Source organism: Serratia sp. 22264 (assembly GCF_052045345.1).
GTDB lineage: Bacteria > Pseudomonadota > Gammaproteobacteria > Enterobacterales > Enterobacteriaceae > Serratia > Serratia plymuthica.
In genome coordinates, this window is record NZ_JBQEOY010000012.1 from 10,508 (window position 1) to 34,090 (window position 23,583).

The following is a 23,583-nucleotide window of genomic DNA, read 5'->3' on the forward strand; positions in this document are numbered from 1 at the left end:
GAGTATTGCGGAAAGTGTTCCCGCTTTCCGATCCACAAAATGGTGTTGCATGAACCGTCCTCTATCCGGACGGACAGATTGGGTCACTGATCAGCGAGCTGAGGAACCCTATGGTTTACTCCTATACCGAGAAAAAACGTATTCGTAAGGATTTTGGTAAGCGTCCACAAGTTCTGGACATACCATATCTCCTTTCTATCCAGCTTGACTCGTTCCAGAAGTTTATCGAGCAAGACCCAGAAGGGCAGTACGGCCTTGAAGCCGCATTCCGTTCTGTTTTCCCTATCCAGAGCTACAGTGGCAATTCGGAGCTGCAATACGTTAGCTACCGTCTTGGTGAGCCGGTGTTCGACGTCAAAGAGTGCCAGATCCGTGGTGTGACGTATTCTGCACCGCTGCGCGTAAAACTGCGCCTGGTAATCTATGAGCGCGAAGCTCCGGAAGGTACGGTCAAAGACATCAAGGAACAAGAAGTCTATATGGGCGAAATTCCGCTCATGACCGAAAACGGTACCTTTGTGATCAACGGTACTGAGAGGGTTATCGTATCTCAGCTTCACCGTAGTCCTGGCGTATTCTTTGACAGCGATAAGGGTAAAACCCACTCCTCGGGTAAAGTGCTGTACAACGCACGTATCATCCCTTACCGCGGTTCATGGTTGGATTTCGAGTTTGACCCGAAAGACAACCTGTTCGTGCGTATTGACCGTCGCCGTAAACTGCCTGCGACCATCATTCTGCGCGCGCTGCAATTCACCACTGAGCAGATCCTTGACCTGTTCTTTGCGAAAGTTGTGTTCGAGATCCGTGATAACAAGCTGCAGATGGAGCTGGTTCCAGAGCGTCTGCGTGGTGAAACTGCTTCGTTTGATATCGAAGCCAACGGCAAGATCTACATTGAGAAAGGCCGTCGTATCACCGCTCGTCATATCCGTCAGCTCGAAAAAGACGAAATTCAGAGTATTGAAGTACCGGTTGAGTACATTGCGGGCAAAGTGGTCGCGAAGGACTATATCGATACCAATACCGGTGAGCTGATCTGCGCAGCCAACATGGAGCTGTCGCTGGATTTGCTGGCCAAACTGAGCCAGTCAGGCCACAAACGTATCGAAACGCTGTTCACCAACGATCTGGATCACGGTGCGTATATCTCTGAGACTCTACGTGTCGACCCAACCAGCGATCGTCTGAGCGCACTGGTAGAAATCTACCGCATGATGCGCCCTGGTGAGCCGCCAACGCGCGAAGCTGCCGAAAGCCTGTTCGAGAACCTGTTCTTCTCTGAAGACCGCTACGATCTGTCTGCGGTTGGCCGTATGAAGTTCAACCGTTCCCTGCTGCGCGACGAGATCGAAGGTTCGGGTATCCTGAGCAAAGACGACATCATTGAAGTGATGAAGAAGCTCATCGATATCCGTAACGGTAAAGGCGAAGTGGACGATATCGACCACTTGGGCAACCGTCGTATTCGTTCCGTCGGCGAAATGGCTGAGAACCAGTTCCGTGTAGGCCTGGTGCGTGTTGAGCGTGCGGTTAAAGAACGTCTGTCCCTGGGCGATCTGGACACCCTGATGCCTCAGGACATGATCAACGCCAAGCCGATTTCGGCTGCGGTGAAAGAGTTCTTCGGCTCCAGCCAGCTGTCTCAATTTATGGACCAGAACAACCCGTTGTCCGAGATTACGCACAAACGTCGTATCTCTGCATTGGGCCCAGGTGGTCTGACCCGTGAACGCGCCGGCTTCGAAGTTCGAGACGTACACCCGACTCACTATGGTCGCGTGTGTCCAATCGAAACGCCGGAAGGTCCAAACATCGGTCTGATCAACTCCTTGTCCGTGTACGCACAGACCAACGAGTATGGCTTCCTGGAAACCCCGTACCGCCGCGTGCGTGACGGTCTGGTTACCGATGAAATCAACTACCTGTCTGCTATTGAAGAAGGCAACTTCGTTATCGCTCAGGCGAACTCCAACCTGGATGATGACGGCCGCTTCGAAGAAGACCTGGTCACCTGTCGTAGCAAAGGCGAATCAAGCCTGTTTAGCCGCGATCAGGTTGACTACATGGACGTATCGACCCAGCAGGTTGTCTCCGTTGGTGCTTCACTGATTCCATTCCTGGAACACGATGACGCCAACCGTGCATTGATGGGTGCGAACATGCAACGTCAGGCGGTTCCGACTCTGCGTGCTGACAAGCCGCTGGTAGGTACCGGTATGGAACGTGCGGTTGCGGTTGACTCCGGTGTTACTGCCGTAGCCAAACGTGGCGGCGTGATCCAGTACGTGGATGCTTCCCGTATCGTTATCAAAGTTAACGAAGACGAGATGCTCGCGGGCGAAGCAGGTATCGATATTTATAACCTGACCAAGTACACCCGTTCTAACCAGAACACCTGCATCAACCAGATGCCGTGTGTGAACCTGGGTGAGCCAATCGAGCGCGGCGACGTGCTGGCAGATGGCCCGTCCACGGATCTGGGTGAACTGGCGCTGGGCCAGAACATGCGCGTGGCGTTCATGCCTTGGAACGGCTATAACTTCGAAGACTCCATCTTGGTGTCCGAGCGTGTGGTTCAGGAAGATCGCTTCACGACCATCCACATCCAGGAACTGGCGTGCGTGTCTCGCGACACCAAGCTGGGGCCTGAAGAGATCACTGCCGACATCCCTAACGTGGGTGAAGCTGCGCTCTCCAAACTGGATGAATCCGGTATCGTGTATATCGGTGCTGAAGTGACCGGTGGCGACATTCTGGTAGGTAAGGTAACGCCGAAAGGTGAAACCCAGCTGACGCCAGAAGAGAAGCTGCTGCGTGCGATCTTCGGTGAGAAAGCGTCTGACGTTAAAGACTCTTCTCTGCGTGTACCAAACGGCGTTTCCGGTACGGTTATCGACGTGCAGGTCTTCACCCGCGATGGCGTGGACAAAGACAAGCGTGCGTTGGAAATCGAAGAAATGCAGCTGAAGCAGGCGAAGAAAGACCTGACTGAAGAACTGCAGATCCTGGAAGCTGGCCTGTTTGCACGTATCCATGCGGTGCTGGTTGCCGGTGGCGTTGAAGCTGAGAAGCTGAGCAAGCTGCCACGCGATCGCTGGCTGGAACTGGGCCTGACCGACGAAGAGAAGCAAAACCAGCTGGAACAGCTGGCAGAGCAGTACGACGAGCTGAAATCCGACTTCGAGAAGAAGCTGGACGCCAAGCGTCGTAAGATCACCCAAGGCGACGATCTGGCACCAGGCGTGCTGAAAATCGTTAAGGTTTATCTGGCCGTTAAGCGTCAGATTCAACCGGGTGACAAGATGGCAGGCCGCCACGGTAACAAGGGTGTTATCTCCAAGATCAACCCGATCGAAGATATGCCTTACGATGAAAACGGCACGCCGGTTGACATCGTACTGAACCCGCTGGGCGTACCATCACGTATGAACATCGGTCAGATCCTGGAAACCCACTTGGGTATGGCTGCGAAAGGCATTGGTGAGAAGATCAACCAAATGCTGAAGCAGCATCAGGAAGTGGCCAAGCTGCGTGAGTTCATTCAGAAGGCTTACGATCTGGGCGACAATGTCTGCCAGAAAGTTGACCTGAACACTTTCACCGACGACGAAGTACTGCGTCTGGCAGAGAACCTGAAAAAAGGTATGCCAATCGCCACGCCGGTGTTTGATGGTGCGAAAGAGAGTGAAATCAAGCAACTGCTGGAAATGGGCGGAATCCCAACCTCTGGTCAGATTACGCTGTTCGATGGCCGTACCGGTGAGCAGTTCGAGCGCCAGGTTACCGTTGGCTATATGTACATGCTGAAACTGAACCACTTGGTTGACGATAAAATGCACGCCCGTTCAACCGGTTCGTACAGCTTGGTTACTCAGCAGCCGCTGGGTGGTAAGGCGCAGTTCGGTGGTCAACGCTTCGGTGAGATGGAAGTGTGGGCACTGGAAGCATACGGCGCAGCTTATACCCTGCAGGAAATGCTCACCGTTAAGTCGGATGACGTTAACGGCCGTACCAAGATGTACAAAAACATCGTGGATGGCGATCACCGCATGGAACCAGGCATGCCGGAGTCCTTCAACGTACTGTTGAAAGAAATCCGCTCGCTCGGTATCAACATCGAACTGGAAGACGAGTAATCGTTTTTCCGGCTCAGGCTCCCGGCCTTAGGGAGCCTGAGGGTGGTTGTTCAGGTCACACGGGCGCGCGATTTGTCAGCGTGCGCCCAACAGGTTTAACTCCGACAGGAGCCAATCCGTGAAAGACTTATTGAAGTTTCTGAAAGCGCAAACTAAGACCGAAGAGTTTGATGCGATCAAGATTGCTCTGGCATCGCCAGATATGATCCGTTCGTGGTCGTTCGGTGAAGTTAAGAAGCCGGAAACCATTAACTACCGTACGTTCAAACCAGAACGTGACGGCCTTTTCTGCGCCCGTATCTTTGGGCCGGTAAAAGACTATGAGTGCCTGTGCGGTAAGTACAAGCGCTTAAAACACCGCGGCGTGATCTGTGAGAAGTGCGGCGTTGAAGTGACCCAAACCAAAGTGCGCCGTGAGCGCATGGGCCACATCGAGCTGGCTTCACCGACTGCGCACATCTGGTTCCTGAAATCGCTGCCTTCGCGCATCGGTTTGCTGCTGGATATGCCGCTGCGTGACATCGAACGTGTACTGTACTTCGAATCCTATGTGGTTGTTGAAGGCGGTATGACCAACCTCGAGCGTCGTCAGATCCTGACTGAAGAGCAGTATCTGGATGCGCTGGAAGAGTTCGGTGACGAATTCGACGCCAAGATGGGTGCGGAAGCAATTCAGGCCCTGTTGAAAAACATGGATCTGGAAGCGGAATGCGAGCAACTGCGTGAAGAGCTGAACGAAACCAACTCCGAAACCAAGCGTAAGAAGCTGACCAAGCGTATCAAGCTGCTGGAAGCGTTCGTGCAGTCTGGCAACAAGCCAGAGTGGATGATCCTGACCGTGCTGCCGGTACTGCCGCCGGATCTGCGTCCGCTGGTTCCGCTGGATGGCGGCCGTTTCGCGACTTCAGATCTGAACGATCTGTATCGCCGCGTTATCAACCGTAACAACCGTCTGAAACGCCTGCTGGATCTGGCCGCGCCTGACATCATCGTACGCAACGAAAAGCGTATGCTGCAAGAAGCGGTAGATGCCCTGCTGGATAACGGCCGTCGCGGTCGTGCGATCACCGGTTCCAACAAACGTCCTCTGAAATCTTTGGCCGACATGATCAAAGGTAAGCAGGGTCGTTTCCGTCAGAACCTGTTGGGTAAACGTGTTGACTACTCCGGTCGTTCTGTAATCACCGTAGGTCCATACCTGCGTCTGCATCAGTGCGGTCTGCCTAAGAAAATGGCGCTGGAGCTGTTCAAACCGTTCATCTACGGCAAGCTGGAACTGCGTGGCCTGGCCACGACCATCAAAGCCGCCAAGAAAATGGTTGAGCGCGAAGAAGCTGTCGTTTGGGACATCCTGGACGAAGTTATCCGCGAACACCCGGTACTGCTGAACCGTGCGCCAACCCTGCACCGTTTGGGTATCCAGGCGTTTGAACCGGTTCTGATCGAAGGCAAGGCAATCCAGCTGCACCCGCTGGTTTGTGCGGCATACAACGCCGACTTCGATGGTGACCAAATGGCTGTACACGTACCGTTGACGCTGGAAGCCCAGCTGGAAGCGCGTGCGTTGATGATGTCTACCAACAACATCCTGTCACCTGCGAACGGCGAGCCAATCATCGTTCCTTCTCAGGACGTTGTACTGGGTCTGTACTACATGACCCGTGACTGTGTTAACGCCAAAGGCGAAGGCATGGTGCTGAGCGGCCCGAAAGAAGCGGAACGTATTTACCGCGCCGGTCTGGCCTCTCTGCATGCGCGTGTCAAAGTGCGTATCACTGAAGAGATCAAAAACACCGAAGGCGAGTCTGTACATCAGACTTCGATCGTCGACACTACCGTTGGTCGCGCCATCCTGTGGATGATCGTGCCAAAAGGTCTGCCGTACGCGATCGTTAACCAGCCTTTGGGCAAGAAAGCGATCTCCAAGATGCTGAACACTTGTTACCGCATCCTGGGCCTGAAGCCGACCGTTATCTTTGCTGACCAAATCATGTATACCGGTTTTGCCTATGCTGCCCGTTCAGGCGCTTCAGTAGGTATCGATGACATGGTTATCCCGGCCAAGAAAGCGGAGATCATCGAAGAAGCGGAAACCGAAGTTGCCGAAATCCAGGAGCAGTTCCAGTCTGGTTTGGTCACCGCCGGTGAACGTTACAACAAAGTGATCGATATCTGGGCTGCGGCGAACGAACGTGTTGCTAAAGCGATGATGGAAAACCTGTCGGTTGAAGACGTGGTTAACCGTGACGGCGTTGTGGAACAGCAAGTTTCCTTCAACAGCATCTTTATGATGGCCGACTCCGGTGCGCGTGGTTCCGCCGCTCAGATTCGTCAGCTGGCCGGTATGCGTGGTCTGATGGCGAAGCCGGACGGTTCCATCATCGAAACGCCAATCACAGCGAACTTCCGTGAAGGTCTGAACGTACTCCAGTACTTCATCTCCACTCACGGTGCTCGTAAAGGTTTGGCGGATACCGCACTGAAAACGGCTAACTCCGGTTATCTGACCCGTCGTCTGGTTGACGTGGCGCAGGATCTGGTGGTTACCGAAGACGACTGTGGTACTCACAACGGCATCACGATGACTCCGGTTATCGAAGGTGGCGACGTTAAAGAGCCACTGCGCGAACGCGTTCTGGGCCGTGTAACTGCAGAAGATGTCATCAAGCCGGGTACGGCGGACATTCTGGTTCCACGCAACACGCTGCTGCATGAGAAGACTTGTGACCTGTTGGAAGAGAACTCTGTCGACAGCGTTAAAGTCCGTTCCGTAGTTAGCTGTGAAACCGACTTTGGTGTGTGTGCAAACTGCTATGGTCGCGACCTGGCACGTGGTCACATCATCAACAAAGGCGAAGCTATCGGCGTTATCGCGGCACAGTCAATCGGTGAGCCGGGTACACAGCTGACGATGCGTACGTTCCACATCGGTGGTGCGGCATCTCGTGCGGCTGCTGAATCCAGCATCCAGGTGAAAAACAAGGGTACGCTGAAGCTGAGCAATGTGAAGTTCGTTATGAACGCCACAGGCAAGCTGGTGATCACCTCTCGTAACACCGAACTGAAGTTGATCGACGAATTCGGCCGTACCAAAGAACGCTATAAAGTGCCTTACGGTTCTGTCATGGGCAAAGGTGACGGTGCAGAAGTTAACGGCGGCGAAACCGTTGCTAACTGGGATCCGCACACCATGCCAGTTATCACCGAAGTGAGTGGTTTCATTCGCTTTGCTGATATGGTTGATGGCCAGACCATTACTCGCCAGACCGACGAACTGACCGGTTTGTCTTCTCTGGTCGTTCTGGACAGCGCAGAGCGTACCGGTAGCGGTAAAGACCTGCGTCCGGCACTGAAAATCGTTGATGCCAAAGGCGACGACGTATTGATCCCAGGTACTGATATGCCTGCTCAATACTTCCTGCCAGGTAAAGCGATTGTGCAGTTGGAAGACGGCATTCAGATCGGTGCGGGTGATACCCTGGCGCGTATTCCTCAGGAATCCGGCGGTACCAAGGATATTACCGGTGGTCTGCCACGCGTTGCGGACCTGTTCGAAGCTCGTCGTCCGAAAGAGCCGGCAATCCTGGCTGAGATCAGCGGGATTATCTCGTTCGGTAAAGAGACCAAAGGCAAACGTCGCCTGGTAATCTCTCCGCTGGACGGCAGCGACGCATACGAAGAGATGATTCCAAAATGGCGTCAGCTCAACGTGTTTGAAGGCGAAATTGTGGAGCGTGGCGACGTTGTTTCTGACGGCCCAGAGTCTCCGCACGACATTCTGCGTCTGCGTGGTGTGCATGCGGTTACCCGCTACATCACCAACGAAGTGCAGGAAGTTTACCGTCTGCAAGGCGTTAAGATTAACGATAAACACATCGAAGTTATCGTTCGTCAGATGCTGCGTAAAGGCACCATCGTTAGTGCTGGTAGCACCGAGTTCCTGGAAGGCGAGCAGGCTGAAGTGTCTCGCGTTAAGATTGCCAACCGTCAACTTGCTGCCGCAGGTAAAATCGAGGCAACCTTCTCACGCGATCTGCTGGGTATCACCAAGGCTTCCTTGGCGACCGAGTCCTTCATCTCCGCAGCATCGTTCCAGGAAACGACGCGCGTTCTGACCGAAGCGGCTGTTGCCGGTAAGCGTGATGAACTGCGCGGCCTGAAAGAGAACGTCATCGTGGGCCGTCTGATCCCAGCCGGTACCGGTTACGCTTATCACCAGGATCGTATGCGCCGTAAAGCACAGGGTGAAGTGCCGGTTGTTCCGCAGGTAAGCGCGGAAGAAGCGACAGCTAACCTGGCTGAATTGCTGAACGCAGGTAACCTGGGCGGTAACGACGAGTAATCGTTGATATGCCTTGGGGGCCGGTATGCCGGACCTTGCCAGATAAACCGCTCCTTCGGGGGCGGTTTTTTTTCGCCCGTATCACACGCCGGCAAAACCCTTGACCTGTTGATACTGCCGGACGCTTGCTACCACCACGTCCGGTGCGACCACACCTTCTCGCCCTAAAATTACCGCCCGCGAGGTGCCCTGAGCGACGATCCGGTCGCCAACGCTGAAAGTATGGGTGGCATAGAAATAGCGTTCGTCCCAGTGGGTAATGCTCATGCTGACCTGATAGCGCTGGAACGGCTGCAGCGCCTTTTTGTAATCCATGGTGTGCTGGCTGATGATCGGTGACCAGCGTCGTTTAAGCATCAACGCCATCAGGCCGGTGCGGATAAACAAATCGACCCGGTTCAGGTCGCATACCGTCATGTAGCGGCCATTGTTCATATGCAGATTGAGGTCGATGTCATTCAGCCAAACTCGGGTCGCCAACTGGTTGGTCAAAGCGTCCATCGACATACGCGGTTTCCAGCACGATGAGAGTAAAACCCAGATCAGTCGCAGGTATAGATTCATAGTGGTTATCTCGCAGAGTTATCAGACCGCTTCGGCGATCAGACTTTAAATGTGGTCCAACCAGTTTATTTTGTCAAAAGACCGGTGAGATGAATGCGGGAGGAGTCAAACATTAGGAGGTCCCGGAGTCGCGCGGGAGGGTATCCGGCGCGATCCGGGGGTTGGTAAGCAGAGCCGTTGAGAAAATAGCGGCTCCGGCTGGTGCCGGATTCGGAAGCCAGCATCGCCACTATAGCCGCGCTGATTTCCCATACCAGCAGCCTCTGCAGGCTTTGCGCTGTGCTTCCATGGCATTTCCAACGGTGCTGCAAAGATTGCAAATTACTGCGCGCTACGCCCCAGATATCCGTCCCAGTCTTTCCATACCGGCTGCAAACCGGCGTCGCTGATAGCTTGCGACACCTGTTGCGGTGTGCGGCCGTCGTGTGGTTCGAACTGTTCCAGTTCAGGCGGCACATCGTCGGCATAGCCGCCGGGTTGGGTTTTGGAGCCGGCGCTGACGCTGTTGATCGCTACCGGGATCATATGATCGCGGAAGAACGGCGACTCGCGTGTCGACAGAGAAAGCTCTACGTCAGGAGCGAAAAGGCGAAAGGCGCAGATTAACTGTACGAGTTGCGGTTCGCTCATGATTGATGCCGGTTCGATGCCGCCGGCGCAGGGACGCAGACGCGGGAATGAAATTGAGTAGCGGCTCTGCCAGTAAGTTTGCTGGAGATAGAACAGGTGTTCGGCCAACATGTAGCAATCGGTGCGCCAGCTATTGGAAAGCCCGATTAGCGCGCCAAGGCCGATCTTGTCGATCCCCGCGCGGCCGAGACGATCCGGCGTGGCCAGCCGCCAGTGAAAGTCCTGTTTCTGGCCGCGCAGGTGATGTTGTTGGTAAGTGGAAGGATGATAGGTTTCCTGGTACACCAGCACACAGTCCAACCCCAGCGTTTTCAGCTCGGCATATTCCTCCTGCGCCAACGGCTGCACCTCCATCATCAGCGAGCTGAAGTGGGTGCGGATCGCCGGAATATGATCGCGAAAATAGTTCATGCCGACCTTGGTCTGGTGTTCGCCGGTGACCAGCAACAGGTGCTCGAAACCCAATGCCTTAATCGCCAGGCATTCGCGCTCGATCTCGATAGCATTGAGCGTTTTGCGTTTGATGTGGTTACTCATCGAGAAACCGCAATAGGTGCAGTCGTTGGCGCACAGGTTGGACAGGTACAGCGGCACGTAGAAGCCGACCACGTTGCCAAAGCGTTGGCGCGTCAGCTGTTGTGCACGCTGCGCCAGCGGCTCCAGGTAGGGCGCAGCTGCGGGTGAGATCAACGCCATAAAGTCTTCACGCGTCAATTTTTCCGCATTGAGCGCCCGTTCGACATCCAGCGCAGTTTTACCGTTGATGCGCAGCGAGATATCGTCCCAATCGAGCTGTTGCCAGCGGCTACTGAAATCATCTGCCATCACAACGCCTCCCCAGGTTGGCTAAGGAAGGCGGTCAGTGGGCTGGAGGCCACTGCATTGCGGCTGCGGCCACCCAAACCGGCCTGGCGAGCCAGCTCACCGGCTTCCAGTGCCAAACGGAACGCGCGCGCCATTTGTACCGGGTCGTGCGCCACGGCGATTGCCGTATTCACCAGCACCGCATCGGCACCCAGTTCCATCGCCTCCAGCGCATGGCTTGGCGCACCGATGCCGGCATCGACCACCACCGGCACTTTGGCCTGTTCGATAATGATTTCCAGGAAGTCGCGGGTCCGCAGCCCACGATTGGAGCCTATCGGTGCGCCGAGCGGCATCACCGCTGCGCAACCCACCTCTTCCAGCCGTTTACACAACACCGGATCGGCGCCGCAGTAGGGCAATACCACAAAGCCCTCTTTAACCAGCGTTTCAGCCGCTTTCAAGGTTTCAATCGGGTCCGGCAGCAGATATTTCACGTCGGGATGAATTTCCAGTTTTACCCAATGGGTGCCAAGCGCCTCACGCGCCAGTCGGGCGGCAAACACGGCTTCAGCGGCGGTTTTGGCGCCCGAAGTATTGGGTAACAGGCGCACGCCCAACTGTTGAAGTGGCGCAAGAATGGCATCGTTGCCGCCGCGCAGGTCAACGCGCCTCATCGCCATGGTCACTAGTTGCGAGCCGGAGGCTTGCAGCGCGTCCAGCATCAGCGCAGGGGTGGCGAATTTTCCGGTGCCGGTAAACAGGCGTGAGGTAAAGGTGGTATCGGCGATTTGCAGCATGTCAGCCTCCGGCAATCGCTTGAAACAGCAGGATGTCATCACCGTCCTGCACCTGGTGGTTAGCCCAATCGGCGCGCGGGATGATAGTTTGGTTAATCGCCAGTGCGGTGCCTGGCTGGTGGCGTTCCAACTGCTCAAGCAGGGCGGTGACGCTCAGTGGTTGCGCCAGTTCCAGCGGTTGGTCATTCAGCCGGATTTTCATGCCGCGCCTCCGCATACCGGGCAGGTGCTTGCCTGGCTGAGCTGCAACGTACTCCAGCTTTGCTGCTTGCCGTCGAATAACCGCAACTTGCCGCTGAGCGACGAGGGCATGCCCGCCAGCATTTTTATCGCCTCGAGCGCCTGCAGGGTGCCAATGACGCCAACTACCGGGCCGAGCACGCCTGCGGTGCGGCAGTTGCGTTGCGGCTCGGTTTGCTCCGGGTACAGACAGGCGTAGCAGCCGTGGGCATAGGGCGGTTCAATCACCAGCAACTGGCCGCTGAAGCCGACCGCGCTGCCGCTGATCAACGGTTTGCCGGCGGCGATACAGGCGGCGTTCACCTCATGGCGGGTTGTCATGTTATCGCTGCAATCCAGGATCAGATCGGCGCGCTCCACGGCATCTTGCAAGGTTTTTCCCTGCAGACGCTGTTCCAGCGCGATGGATTCCACCTGCGGATTCAGCGCCTGCAACTGACGCTGCGCCAGAGCGGCTTTGCTTTTGGAAACGTCGGTACTGCGGTAGAGGATCTGACGCTGCAGGTTGGTGATATGCAGCGTATCGTCATCGGCCAACAGCAGCGTGCCGACGCCGGCAGCGGCCAGATAGAGTGCGGCGGGGGAACCTAAGCCCCCCAGTCCGACCAGCAAAACCGACGCCTGTTTAAGCTTTTCCTGGCCTTGCGGGCCCACGTCCTCCAGCAGCAGCTGACGGCTGTAGCGCAGAAATTCTTGATCGTTAAGCATCGAATCACTCCTTGCCTTCGATCAGTTGCAAAAGCTGCGCGGTGGCCACACGCCAGTCCGGAGCCTTGGTGATAGCGCTGACTACGGCTACGCTGCCGACGCCGCAATCCAGCACTGCCGCCACGCGATCAATCCCGATCCCGCCGATCGCCACCGTTGGGTAGTCACCCAGCCCGGCGACATGGCGTTTCAGCTCAGCCAGGCCTTGAGGTGCGGAAGGCATCTCTTTGGTTTGGGTTGGGAAGATGTGTCCCAGCGCGATATAGGAGGGTTTAACTGCGATTGCCCGGGCTAATTCGGTATCGTCATGGGTGGATACGCCAAGCCGTAATCCTGCCCGATGGATCGCCGCCAGATCGGTGGTATCCAAATCTTCCTGACCGAGGTGCACGCCATAGGCGCCGTGCTTAATCGCCAGTTGCCAGTAGTCGTTGATAAACAGCCGGGCGTGATATTGCTTGCCGAGGGCTATGGCGGCGGCGATATCATCCTCGACTTGCTCATCCGGCAAATCCTTGATGCGCAGTTGGATCGTGGTCACGCCCGCCTCCAGCAGGCGGGCAATCCATTCAACGCTGTCGACGACCGGGTATAACCCCAACCTGTGCGGCGTGGCGGGGAAAGGCGTGGCGATATCAGTCATTGTTCATCTCCTCCTGCAGGTTACCGACGCTGTGGTACAGCTCGCTGCCCCGTGAACGGAACTCGGCCGACATCTTCTCCATACCGGTTAGCTGCACCTCTATCGGCTTGGCCGCTTCCTGCGCGGCGGCGTAGTCGCGCACCTCTTGCGAGATCTTCATCGAGCAGAACTTCGGCCCGCACATTGAGCAGAAATGGGCGATTTTGCCGGACTCCTGCGGCAGGGTTTCGTCGTGATAGGCACGGGCGGTGGCGGGATCGAGCGCCAGATTGAACTGATCTTCCCAGCGGAATTCGAAGCGAGCTTTGGACATGGCGTTATCACGGATTTGCGCACCTGGGTGGCCTTTGGCCAAGTCAGCAGCGTGGGCGGCGATCTTGTAGGTGATCAATCCCTGCTTCACGTCTTCTTTGTTCGGCAGGCCCAGGTGTTCCTTCGGCGTTACGTAGCACAGCATGGCGCAGCCGAACCAGCCGATCATCGCGGCCCCTATGCCGGAGGTGAAGTGGTCATAACCGGGGGCGATATCGGTGGTCAATGGGCCTAAGGTATAGAACGGCGCTTCGTGGCAGTGTTCCAGCTCTTCGGTCATGTTGCGGCGGATCATCTGCATCGGCACGTGACCTGGGCCTTCGATCATCACTTGCACGTCATATTCCCAGGCGATTTTTGTCAGTTCGCCCAGCGTGTGTAGCTCAGCGAACTGCGCTTCGTCGTTGGCGTCCTGAATCGAACCGGGGCGCAGGCCGTCACCCAGCGACAGCGATACGTCGTAGGCGGCGCAGATTTCACAAATTTCGCGGAAGTGTTGATACAGGAAGTTTTCCTGATGATGCGACAGGCACCACTTGGCCATGATCGAACCGCCACGAGAGACGATGCCGGTCAGGCGTTTGGCGGTCATCGGCACATAACGCAGCAGCACACCGGCGTGGATGGTGAAGTAGTCGACGCCTTGCTCCGCCTGCTCCAGCAGTGTATCGCGGAACATTTCCCAGGTCAGGTTCTCGGCCACGCCGTTCACTTTTTCCAGCGCCTGATAGATAGGCACCGTGCCGATCGGTACCGGGCTGTTACGCAGGATCCATTCACGGGTTTCGTGGATATAGCGGCCGGTGGACAAATCCATCACGGTGTCTGCGCCCCAGCGGGTTGACCACACCAGCTTCTCCACTTCTTCTTCGATCGACGAAGTCACTGCCGAATTGCCGATATTGGCATTGACCTTCACCAGGAAGTTACGGCCGATGATCATCGGTTCGGATTCCGGGTGGTTGATGTTAGCGGGAATGATGGCGCGGCCGGCGGCCACTTCCTGGCGAACGAAGTCCGGCGTGATGTTTTGCGGCAGGTTGGCGCCCCAGCTTTGACCGGGATGCTGGTGGCGCAGCACTTCGCCGCGGATACGCTCGCGGCCCATGTTTTCGCGGATGGCGATGAATTCCATTTCTGGGGTGACGATGCCGGCGCGAGCGTAGTGCAACTGGGTGACGCATTTGCCCGGCTGCGCCTTGCGCGGCAGCGGCAGATGTTCGAAGCGCAGATGATCCAACCCTTCGTCTGCCAGACGCTGCTGAGTGAACCCTGAACTGACGCCTTTGAGGGCTTCGGTATCGCCACGTTCTTCGATCCAGCCGGCGCGCAGTTTCGCCAGGCCGCGATGCACATCGAGCTCGGATTGCGGATCGCCGTACGGGCCGGCGGTATCATATACCGGGATAGCTTCGTTCTGCTCGTATTGCGGGTTGTCTTTGTCACCGCCAATCAGCGTCGGGCTGAGCTGGATTTCACGCATCGGGACCCGCACATCGCTGCGCGAGCCTTGCAGATAGATGCGGTGTGAATTGGGAAAGGATACGCCTTGCAGAGTGTCGATAAACTGCTGGGCTTCTTCGCGCTGTTCTTTACGGGCGCGCGGTTTTTTAACGTTAGACATAGCAAATTCCTACCAGTGTGATGAGTGGGGAAAATTGCTTGTCTGGAGCTCGGAGGGAGTAATGATACTGGCCGGCAAGGCGGAGGTATCCCCGTTCGGGAAGCCCTGCCAGTGGCGATAGATTACTCTTGTTCCCTTCGCGGGTATTAACCCGATCAGGTTCCGCGGATCCCGAATTAACGGTCTCAGCCTGGCCAATTTGATGAGCAAATCAGCGCTAGGCACTCCGACAAGATGCCCTCCAGTATAGGAGGGTTAATAAAAAAAACTACAAAATTCTAACGCGTCTGATCCACCGCTTTATCCGGCAGAGGTTGCTGCGAGGCTTTGGTCGCCAGTTGGATCAGCTTATCTTCCAGGGCAAAGCGTGCCTCAAGTGTTTCACCGATATCCGAGAGCGCCCGGTGGAATTCCATGCACACGTCCTGATCGATATCTACTTCGGTATAGCGATCGTGGAAAGTCATGATCTGCTCGGTATTGACCCAAAGTTTGGGATAGATGTTTACCGATAGCGACATTTTCGGACTGGGTGCGGCTTCCACTTGTTTGATAATTCTGTCATAGATATGAAAATGCCCGGCAGAGAGATAATCCACCAAATTATGGCAAAAGTTCTCCAGCGCTTTTTCATTCAGCGGCGTATGCTTTTCTTTGTTCGGTTTGATGCCCACGAGGGTGCAATAGGCGACGAGCAACTGCTTGCGCGCCTGAAGCCATTGATCAACTAATTCATTACTACCACCAACGCGCTGAGTCAGGCTTTCCAAACGGTTGAGCATGTTTGACTCCGTAAGTAATAAAAAGTAACAGTAAGTTATTAAAATGTAACAAGGCCGATTTGTAGAGTGCCAGTGAAGCTGAGGTTGTGCAACAACGATATGGAACTTGCATTAACGGGTAATGAAAATGGCTGGTGGATCGTCAGCCATGAAAGCAAACTTTGGTTACCGCGCGGTGAATTGCCGTTCGGTTCGGCGTCGTCGTTTTCCCTGCAGGGGCGAATGGCGCGCACCATTGGTGAATGGGAAGGGCTGCCGGTGTGGTTGGTGCGCCAGACGATGCCGCAGGATATGGGCTCGGTGCGTCAACTGCTCGAACTCGATCGCGGGTTGTTTCAGCTTGCCGGGCGCGGCGTGCAACTGGCCGATTTTTACCGCTCTCATCGCTTCTGCGGTTATTGCGGCCATGAGATGCACCTGAGCCGTACCGAGAGCGCCTGCTTGTGCGGTCACTGTCGGGAGCGTTACTACCCGCAGATTGCACCCTGCGTGATCGTCGCTATTCGGCGTGACGATGAGATCCTGCTGGCGCAGCATGTGCGTCATCGCGGCGGCATTCATACTGTGCTGGCCGGTTTTGTCGAGGTCGGCGAAACGCTGGAGCAAGCGGCCGCACGCGAGGTGATGGAAGAAAGTAATATTGAAATCAAAAACCTGCGTTATGTGACTTCTCAACCCTGGCCGTTCCCGCATTCGCTGATGATGGCCTTTATGGCTGATTACCACCGCGGTGAGATTCGTCACGATCCGAAAGAGCTGCTGAACGCCGGCTGGTACCGTTATGACCAGTTGCCGCTGTTGCCGCCACCCGGCACCGTGGCGCGCCGCCTGATAGAGGACACCGTAGCCTTATGCCGTGAGCAATAAATCGCTACAATAACGGCAGATGAATAAGGGAGCCCTATGATGAATGAGTTGAAGAACGATCGTTACCTGCGCGCGTTGCAACGTATGCCGGTGGATGTGACCCCCGTATGGATGATGCGTCAGGCCGGTCGTTATTTGCCGGAGTACAAAGCTACTCGCGCTCAGGCCGGCGATTTCATGTCGCTGTGCAAGAACGCGGAGTTGGCCTGTGAGGTTACGCTGCAACCGCTGCGCCGCTATGCGCTGGATGCCGCCATCCTGTTCTCCGATATCCTCACCATTCCCGATGCTATGGGGCTGGGCCTGTATTTCGAAGCCGGTGAAGGCCCACGCTTCTCTTTACCCATCACCAGCCGTGCCGACGTGGACAAACTGCCGGTGTTCGATCCGGAAGTGGAACTGGGCTATGTGATGAACGCGGTACGCACCATCCGTCGCGAACTGAAAGGCGAAGTGCCGCTGATTGGCTTCTCCGGCAGCCCGTGGACGCTGGCGACCTATATGGTGGAAGGCGGCAGCAGCAAAGCCTTCACCAAGTTGAAAAAAATGATGTACGCCGAACCGGCCACGCTGCATTTGCTGCTGGATAAGCTGGCGGACAGCGTCATTTTGTATCTTAACGCCCAGATTAAAGCCGGCGCGCAGTCGGTGATGGTGTTCGATACCTGGGGCGGCGTGCTGACCGGCCGCGACTATCGTGAATTCTCGCTGCACTACATGCACAAGATTGTCGACGGGTTGCTGCGTGAAAACGACGGCCGCCGCGTGCCGGTCACGTTATTCACCAAAGGCGGCGGCCAGTGGCTGGAGGCGATGGCGGCGACCGGTTGTGACGCGCTGGGTCTGGACTGGACTACCGATATTGCGGATGCGCGCCGTCGCGTAGGCGACAAAGTGGCGCTGCAGGGGAATATGGATCCGTCCATGCTGTATGCGTCGCCTGAACGCATCGGTCAGGAAGTGGAAACCATTCTCGCCGGTTTCGGCCACGGCGAAGGCCACGTGTTCAACCTGGGCCATGGTATTCATCTGGACGTGCCGCCGGAAAATGCCGGCGTGTTTGTGGAAGCCGTTCACGCTCAATCGGCGAAATACCATCGTTAAGGAAAGGATGTGATCGATATCCAAGCCCTGCGCGCAGAGCAGTTGCGGCTCGCGTCTGAAGTCATCCGCCACGATGACTTTCTGGTCGATACGCCGGCTTTTATCGCCGGCGCTGACGTGGGTTTTGAGCAGGAAGGTGCGGTGACGCGAGCCGCCATCGCCATCCTGCGGTATCCGTCGCTGGAACTGGTGGAATACCAGATTGCCCGCGTGGCTACCACCATGCCTTATATTCCCGGTTTTCTTTCATTCCGCGAATACCCCGCGTTGCTTGCCGCGTGGGAGCAATTGCAACAGAAGCCAGAGCTGGTTTTTGTCGACGGCCATGGTATCTCGCATCCGCGCCGCCTGGGCGTTGCCAGCCACTTTGGGTTGTTGGTCAACGTGCCGACCATCGGCGTGGCAAAGAAGCGCCTGTGCGGTAAATTCGCCCCGCTTGATGTTGCCGCCGGTGCGCTGGCGCCGCTGGAGGATAAAGGCGAACAGCTTGGCTGGGTGTGGCGGAGCAAGGTACGTTGCAACCCGTTGTTTATCGCCACCGGCCACCGCGTCAGCACCGACAGCGCACTGGCCTGGGTACAGCGCTGCATGGCGGGTTACCGTTTACCGGAACCCACTCGTTGGGCCGATGCCATCGCTTCGCGCCGGCCGGCCTTCCAGCGCTGGCTGCAACAGCATCCAGAGGTGCCGCAATGACCGATTTCGGGTACACTGCGGCGCAGATAACGCGTAAGAGAGTGAATAATGCTACGTAACCCGATTCATTTACGTCTGGAAAAGCTTGAAAGCTGGCAACATTTGACCTTTATGGCCAGTTTGTGCGAGCGTATGTATCCGAATTACCAGATGTTCTGCCTGCAGACCGAGTTCGGCGATCCGGCCATTTACCGCCGCATTCTGGATTTGGTGTGGGAAACCCTGGTGGTGAAGGATGCCAAGGTCAACTTTGACAGCCAACTGGAGAAGTTGGAAGAGGCGATACCCTCGGCAGAAGATTACGATCTTTACGGCGTTTACCCGGCGATTGACGCCTGTATCGCATTAGGGGAACTGATCCATTCGCGGCTCAGCGGGGAGACGCTGGAGCACGCCATTGCCATCAGCGAAACGTCAATTCGCACCGTGGCGATGTTGGAAATGACTCAGGCCGGTAAAGAAATGACCGACGATGAGTTGAAGGTTCTGCCTGCGGTAGAGGAAGAATGGGACATTCAATGGGAAATTTTCCGCCTGTTGGCTGACTGCGAAGAGCGTGATTTAGAGCTGATCAAAGGGTTGCGTTCGGACCTTCGCGAGGCCGCGGTAAGTAACATCGGGATAAATTTAACGCAATAAGGCAAGAAAACGTGATTTAACGCCTGATTTGTCATGCCTTAAGGCTTCACATCCGCACCCTGTCTGGTCTACATTTGGGGGGCGTAAAAAAAGTGGCTATCGGTGCGTGTATGCAGGAGGGTGCTGTCAATCGGCATATCCGTCGCACTCGATGCTTTGCAAACGATAAACACACTGTAAGGATAACTTATGAACAAGACTCAACTGATTGATGTAATCGCGGACAAGGCTGACCTTTCCAAAGCACAAGCTAAACTGGCTCTGGAATCCACCCTGGCTGCTATTACTGAGTCTCTGAAAGAAGGTGATGCGGTACAATTGGTTGGTTTCGGTACTTTCAAGGTAAACCATCGTAGCGAGCGCACTGGCCGCAACCCACAGACTGGTAAAGAAATCAAAATCGCAGCTGCCAACGTGCCTGCGTTCGTTTCTGGTAAAGCACTGAAAGACGCAGTTAAGTAATACTGCGTGTTGGTGAAAAGATTAAACAGAGGGGCGATGGCGCCCCTTTTGTTTGTCCGACAGGCGCTGCTGGCCATTGGCATTGCCGGTGGCCTAAGCGCCTGCAGCAGTCATTCCGATCCCCCCACCTTTACCGCCAGCGGCTATGTGGCTGACCAGGGCGTTATGCGTCTGTGGCGTAAAGACGACGACCAGCAACGCCCACAAGTGCTGATGAGTGTCTACAGCCCTTATCGCGGGCCAGGCACGGTCACCACCCTGTACGAATACCAGAACGGCGAACTGCGCCAGATTAAGCGCACTGACGCCGATCGCGACCAAGATTCCATTCAATTGCGCTTTGCCGATGACGGCACGGTGAGCTTTATGCAACGACAATTGGCTACGCGGCGTGAGCAGTTGACCGGCGATGAGATCGCCTTGTATCAATATCAGGCGCGGCGGGTTCTTGAACTGAGCGAGGCGTTGCGCGTCGGTAAGGTGAAGCTGATACAAGGGCGTTGGCAGCAGGGCGTGGTGCAAACCTGTGATGGGCAATCAATCAAACCGGGGCTGGATAATAATGCGGAAGCCTGGATCGCGCGGCGTGCCCGCAACAGCGGCCAACCGGTGAATATAGCCTGGTTGGATGCACCTGAAGGACGCGAACTGTTGCTGGTGGCGAACGACGATTTTTGCCGTTGGGAACCGAAAGAAGATACGCTATAAAAAAGGGCTCTGTATGCAGAGCCCCGTTGGATTACGGTGCGACGTTCAGATCATTTGCCGCGGGCAATCGCGCGATAGCCAATATCGTTGCGACAGAAACTGCCCTGCCACTGAATGCCTTTCGCCAACTGGTATGCGCGTTGCTGCGCTTCCGCCACCGTTGCACCCAGCGCCGTCACGCACAGTACGCGCCCACCGTTAGTGACAACATCCTCGCCTTGCATGCGCGTACCGGCATGGAACACTTTGCCGTCGACACTTTCCTGCTGCGGTAAGCCCTGAATCACGTCACCGTTGCTGTAGTCGCCCGGGTATCCACCGGCCGCCAGCACCACGCCCAAAGCAGGGCGATCGTCCCACTCCGAGGTTTTCTCGCCCAGTTTGCCTTCCGCCCCGGCCAGACACAGTTCAACCAGATCGGAACGCAGACGCAGCATGATGGGCTGCGTTTCCGGATCGCCGAAGCGGCAGTTGAACTCAATCACTTTCGGCTGGCCGTCTGCAGAAATCATCAGCCCGGCGTACAGGAAGCCGACGTAGGTATTACCTTCCGCGGCCATACCACGTACCGTTGGCCAGATGACCTGATCCATTGCGCGCTGGTGGATTTCATCAGTGACCACTGGGGCAGGGGAATAGGCGCCCATACCGCCGGTGTTAGGGCCGGTATCGCCATCGCCAACGCGTTTGTGATCCTGGCTGGTGGCCATCGGCACCACGTTCTCGCCGTCGACCATCACGATAAAACTGGCTTCTTCACCGTCAAGGAACTCTTCCACCACGATACGGTGGCCCGCGTCGCCAAAAGCGTTGCCGGCCAGCATGTCCTGCACTGCGTCTTCCGCTTCCTGCAGTGTCATGGCGACGATGACGCCTTTACCGGCGGCAAGGCCATCAGCCTTAATGACGATGGGCGCGCCTTTGCTGCGTACGTAGGCCAGCGCCGGTTCAACGTCGGTAAAGTTCTGGTATTCGGCGCTCGGAATGTTATGGCGCGCCAGGAAGTCTTTGGTAAAGGCTTTAGAGCCTTCCAACTGTGCGGCTGCCTGGGACGGGCCAAAGATTTTCAGGCCGGCGGCCTGGAAGGCGTCAACCACGCCAATCACCAGCGGCGCTTCCGGCCCAACGATGGTCAGACCGATGTCATGGCTCTGCGCAAAGGCAACCAGCGCCGGAATATCGGTGGCGGAGATCGCTACGTTTGCCAGGTTTGGTTCCAGCGCAGTACCGGCGTTGCCCGGTGCGACGTAAACTTTGTCTGCCAGCGGTGACTGAGCGACCTTCCATGCCAGCGCATGTTCACGCCCGCCGTTGCCGATAATTAAAATGTTCATCAGGTACTCCATGCAGAGCGTGCGCCGTGGCGCACGCGGCAAAAGGGATTAGTGGCGGAAGTGGCGCATGTCGGTGAAGATCATCGCAATGCCGTGCTCGTTGGCGGCGGCAATCACTTCGTCGTCGCGGATTGAACCGCCAGGCTGGATCACGCAGGTGATGCCAACCGCCGCAGCGGCATCGATGCCGTCACGGAACGGGAAGAAGGCGTCGGATGCCATGGCGGAACCTTTCACCTCAAGCCCTTCGTCAGCCGCTTTGATTCCGGCGATTTTGGCGGAGTAAACGCGGCTCATCTGGCCGGCGCCTATACCGATGGTCATGTTATCGCGCGCATAAACGATGGCGTTGGATTTCACGAACTTGGCTACTTTCCAGCAGAACAACGCATCACGCAGTTCCTGAGCGCTTGGCTGACGTTCGGATACCACGCGCAGATCGCCCTCGGTAACCATACCCAGATCGCGATCCTGCACCAACAGGCCGCCGTTGACGCGTTTGAAGTCCAGAGCGGCAACGCGCTGCTGCCACTGGCCGCAGGCCAGCACGCGCACGTTTTGCTTGGCGGCCAACAGAGTGCGGGCTTCCTGGCTGATGCTCGGTGCAATGATCACTTCCACGAACTGGCGGCTAATGATGGCTTGCGCGGTCGCGGCATCCAGCTCACGGTTGAAGGCGATGATACCGCCAAACGCCGAGGTCGGGTCGGTCTGGTAGGCGCGCTCGTAGGCCGCCAGAATATCGTCGCCGATCGCCACACCGCATGGGTTGGCGTGCTTGACGATCACGCAGGCCGGTTCACCGAACTCTTTCACGCATTCCAGCGCGGCGTCGGTATCGGCGATGTTGTTATAGGACAGTGCCTTGCCCTGCAACTGGTCTGCGGTAGCGACAGAAGCTTCCTGAACGTTCTCTTCTATATAGAAGGCAGCTTGCTGGTGGCTGTTTTCGCCGTAGCGCATATCCTGCTTCTTGATGTAGTTAAGGTTCAGGGTGCGTGGGAAACGGCCGGCAGGTTGTTCAGTATCACCGTGATAGGCCGGAACCAGTGCGCCGAAGTAGTTGGCGATCATGCTGTCGTAGGCGGCGGTATGCTCGAAGGCTTTAATCGCCAGATCGAAACGGGTGGCGTATTGCAGCGAGCCATCGTTGTTATCCATCTCGGTAATGATGGCGGCATAGTCGCTGCTCTTCACCACGATGGCGACGTCTTTATGGTTCTTGGCTGCGGAGCGCACCATGGTCGGGCCGCCGATATCGATATTCTCGACGGCGTCTTCCAGTGAGCAATCCGGGCGCGCAACTGTCTGGGCGAACGGATAAAGGTTAACGACCACCATGTCGATCGGCTTGATGTCGTGCTGGCCCATGATCGCATCGTCCTGACCGCGACGGCCCAGAATGCCGCCGTGTACTTTGGGATGCAGGGTCTTAACTCGTCCGTCCATCATTTCCGGGAAACCGGTGTAGTCGGAAACTTCGGTAACAGGCAGGCCGGCATCTGCCAGCAAGCGGGCGGTGCCGCCGGTGGAGAGTAGTTCGACGCCACGCTGGGAAAGCGCTTCGGCGAATTCAACGATACCGGCTTTGTCGGAGACGCTGAGCAGAGCCCGGCGGATTGGACGAGGTTGTTGCATGGTTTTATCCCTTGGCTTTGGAGTCGCAATAAAGAGCGTTACGTGAATTTCCACCTGCTTCTCTCTATAAGGAAAGGATTTTCTCTCTATAGAGGAGCAATCGGGCACAGATTCAGGTAACGACCTTATAAAAGAGGGAGCGTTTCGTCGCGAGGAATTGTAGCGAAAACGTTTGCGCGGTGCTCGTAAATTTTCCGCGCAAATGGGTTCTGTGGATAAAGTTGTGCACAACAGGGTATAAGGACGGGTTTTGCTGTGGAATGCAGCAAACGATCGTTTTTGTCGAAAATACCTGTTGCGGCCTGCGAGGAACTCCCTATAATGCGCCTCCATCGACACGGAACATGTGAACAACTTCACAGAGTCTCCGGGGTTCGAAGAGAAAAAATCCTGAAAATTAGGGTTGACTCTGAAAGAGGAAAGCGTATTATACGCCACCTCGAGATAGCAAGCTACGGCGGCTAACTCACTGCTCTTTAACAATTTATCAGACAATCTGTGTGGGCACTCCACAAGACGATATCCAGTACCTTCGGGTACGAAAAAA

General features: G+C 56.1%; 18 protein-coding genes and 1 riboswitch. Of the genes, 8 read left to right on the forward strand and 10 right to left on the reverse strand.

Annotation, left to right across the window (positions count from 1 at the left end; translation table 11 throughout):
* Positions 1–110 precede the first annotated feature (110 nt).
* The gene (rpoB, locus tag ACTJJ1_RS24820) at positions 111–4,139 is read left to right on the forward strand and encodes a DNA-directed RNA polymerase subunit beta (protein ID WP_004953940.1); all 4,029 of its coding nucleotides are present in this window, start codon (positions 111–113) and stop codon (positions 4,137–4,139) included.
* Between the two features lie 118 nt (positions 4,140–4,257).
* Positions 4,258–8,481, forward strand: a complete 4,224-nt coding sequence (gene rpoC, locus ACTJJ1_RS24825) for a DNA-directed RNA polymerase subunit beta' (RefSeq protein ID WP_004953943.1) — start codon at positions 4,258–4,260, stop codon at positions 8,479–8,481.
* 81 nt (positions 8,482–8,562) lie between these two features.
* Here the strand turns inward: rpoC and ACTJJ1_RS24830 are convergent, their stop codons facing one another.
* The 8 genes from ACTJJ1_RS24830 to ACTJJ1_RS24865 all read right to left on the reverse strand — a co-directional run bounded on the left by ACTJJ1_RS24830 (position 8,563) and on the right by ACTJJ1_RS24865 (position 15,588).
* Positions 8,563–8,988, reverse strand: a complete 426-nt coding sequence (locus tag ACTJJ1_RS24830; RefSeq protein WP_006323139.1) for a thioesterase family protein — start codon at positions 8,986–8,988, stop codon at positions 8,563–8,565.
* A gap of 378 nt (positions 8,989–9,366) precedes the next feature.
* Positions 9,367–10,500 carry a 2-iminoacetate synthase ThiH gene (gene thiH / locus ACTJJ1_RS24835; protein WP_440835725.1) on the reverse strand — a complete coding sequence of 378 codons (1,134 nt, stop codon included), beginning with the start codon at positions 10,498–10,500 and terminating at the stop codon, positions 9,367–9,369.
* Complete coding sequence (locus tag ACTJJ1_RS24840; protein ID WP_325987489.1) at positions 10,500–11,279, reverse strand: thiazole synthase; 780 nt, start codon at positions 11,277–11,279, stop codon at positions 10,500–10,502. Before ACTJJ1_RS24840 ends, thiH begins: the two co-directional genes overlap by 1 nt.
* A 1-nt stretch (position 11,280) precedes the next feature.
* Entirely contained in the window at positions 11,281–11,481 is a 201-nt protein-coding gene (thiS, locus tag ACTJJ1_RS24845) for a sulfur carrier protein ThiS (RefSeq protein ID WP_004953956.1), read from the reverse strand.
* The gene (locus tag ACTJJ1_RS24850; RefSeq protein WP_006323151.1) at positions 11,478–12,227 is read right to left on the reverse strand and encodes a HesA/MoeB/ThiF family protein; all 750 of its coding nucleotides are present in this window, start codon (positions 12,225–12,227) and stop codon (positions 11,478–11,480) included. The genes thiS and ACTJJ1_RS24850 overlap by 4 nt, the downstream gene beginning before the upstream one ends.
* 4 nt (positions 12,228–12,231) lie before the next feature.
* The gene (thiE, locus tag ACTJJ1_RS24855; protein WP_208904538.1) at positions 12,232–12,870 is read right to left on the reverse strand and encodes a thiamine phosphate synthase; all 639 of its coding nucleotides are present in this window, start codon (positions 12,868–12,870) and stop codon (positions 12,232–12,234) included.
* Positions 12,863–14,806 carry a phosphomethylpyrimidine synthase ThiC gene (gene thiC / locus ACTJJ1_RS24860; RefSeq protein ID WP_241686373.1) on the reverse strand — a complete coding sequence of 648 codons (1,944 nt, stop codon included), beginning with the start codon at positions 14,804–14,806 and terminating at the stop codon, positions 12,863–12,865. Before thiC ends, thiE begins: the two co-directional genes overlap by 8 nt.
* Positions 14,807–14,921: 115 nt before the next feature.
* Positions 14,922–15,045: riboswitch (TPP riboswitch) on the reverse strand.
* 39 nt (positions 15,046–15,084) lie between these two features.
* Positions 15,085–15,588, reverse strand: coding sequence for an Rsd/AlgQ family anti-sigma factor (locus ACTJJ1_RS24865; protein ID WP_004953964.1), 504 nt, complete (start codon positions 15,586–15,588; stop codon positions 15,085–15,087).
* Between the two features lie 99 nt (positions 15,589–15,687).
* Between ACTJJ1_RS24865 and nudC the strand changes: the two genes are divergently transcribed.
* The 6 genes from nudC (at position 15,688) to ACTJJ1_RS24895 (ending at position 20,064) form a co-directional block, all read left to right on the forward strand.
* Positions 15,688–16,455 (forward strand): NAD(+) diphosphatase, encoded by a 768-nt coding sequence (gene nudC / locus ACTJJ1_RS24870; RefSeq protein WP_006323154.1) that lies wholly within the window; start codon positions 15,688–15,690, stop codon positions 16,453–16,455.
* 39 nt (positions 16,456–16,494) lie between these two features.
* On the forward strand, positions 16,495–17,559 hold the full coding sequence (gene hemE / locus ACTJJ1_RS24875; protein WP_440835731.1) for a uroporphyrinogen decarboxylase: 1,065 nt from the start codon (positions 16,495–16,497) through the stop codon (positions 17,557–17,559).
* Positions 17,560–17,568: 9 nt separating this feature from the next.
* Positions 17,569–18,255, forward strand: coding sequence for a deoxyribonuclease V (nfi, locus tag ACTJJ1_RS24880; RefSeq protein WP_004953969.1), 687 nt, complete (start codon positions 17,569–17,571; stop codon positions 18,253–18,255).
* Between the two features lie 48 nt (positions 18,256–18,303).
* Positions 18,304–18,894: a YjaG family protein gene (locus ACTJJ1_RS24885; protein WP_004953973.1), complete on the forward strand. Its 591-nt coding sequence runs from the start codon at positions 18,304–18,306 to the stop codon at positions 18,892–18,894.
* A 189-nt stretch (positions 18,895–19,083) separates the two neighbouring features.
* A complete protein-coding gene (gene hupA, locus ACTJJ1_RS24890; protein ID WP_004929874.1) occupies positions 19,084–19,356 on the forward strand; it encodes a nucleoid-associated protein HU-alpha in 273 nt (90 codons plus the stop codon).
* A 36-nt stretch (positions 19,357–19,392) separates the two neighbouring features.
* The gene (locus ACTJJ1_RS24895) at positions 19,393–20,064 is read left to right on the forward strand and encodes a DUF1481 domain-containing protein (RefSeq protein WP_041416695.1); all 672 of its coding nucleotides are present in this window, start codon (positions 19,393–19,395) and stop codon (positions 20,062–20,064) included.
* A 50-nt stretch (positions 20,065–20,114) separates the two neighbouring features.
* On the opposite strand, the gene purD is transcribed toward ACTJJ1_RS24895, so the two are convergent.
* Positions 20,115–21,398 carry a phosphoribosylamine--glycine ligase gene (gene purD / locus ACTJJ1_RS24900; RefSeq protein WP_037432068.1) on the reverse strand — a complete coding sequence of 428 codons (1,284 nt, stop codon included), beginning with the start codon at positions 21,396–21,398 and terminating at the stop codon, positions 20,115–20,117.
* A gap of 48 nt (positions 21,399–21,446) precedes the next feature.
* On the reverse strand, positions 21,447–23,036 hold the full coding sequence (gene purH / locus ACTJJ1_RS24905) for a bifunctional phosphoribosylaminoimidazolecarboxamide formyltransferase/IMP cyclohydrolase (RefSeq protein ID WP_004953982.1): 1,590 nt from the start codon (positions 23,034–23,036) through the stop codon (positions 21,447–21,449).
* Positions 23,037–23,583: the final 547 nt, after the last annotated feature.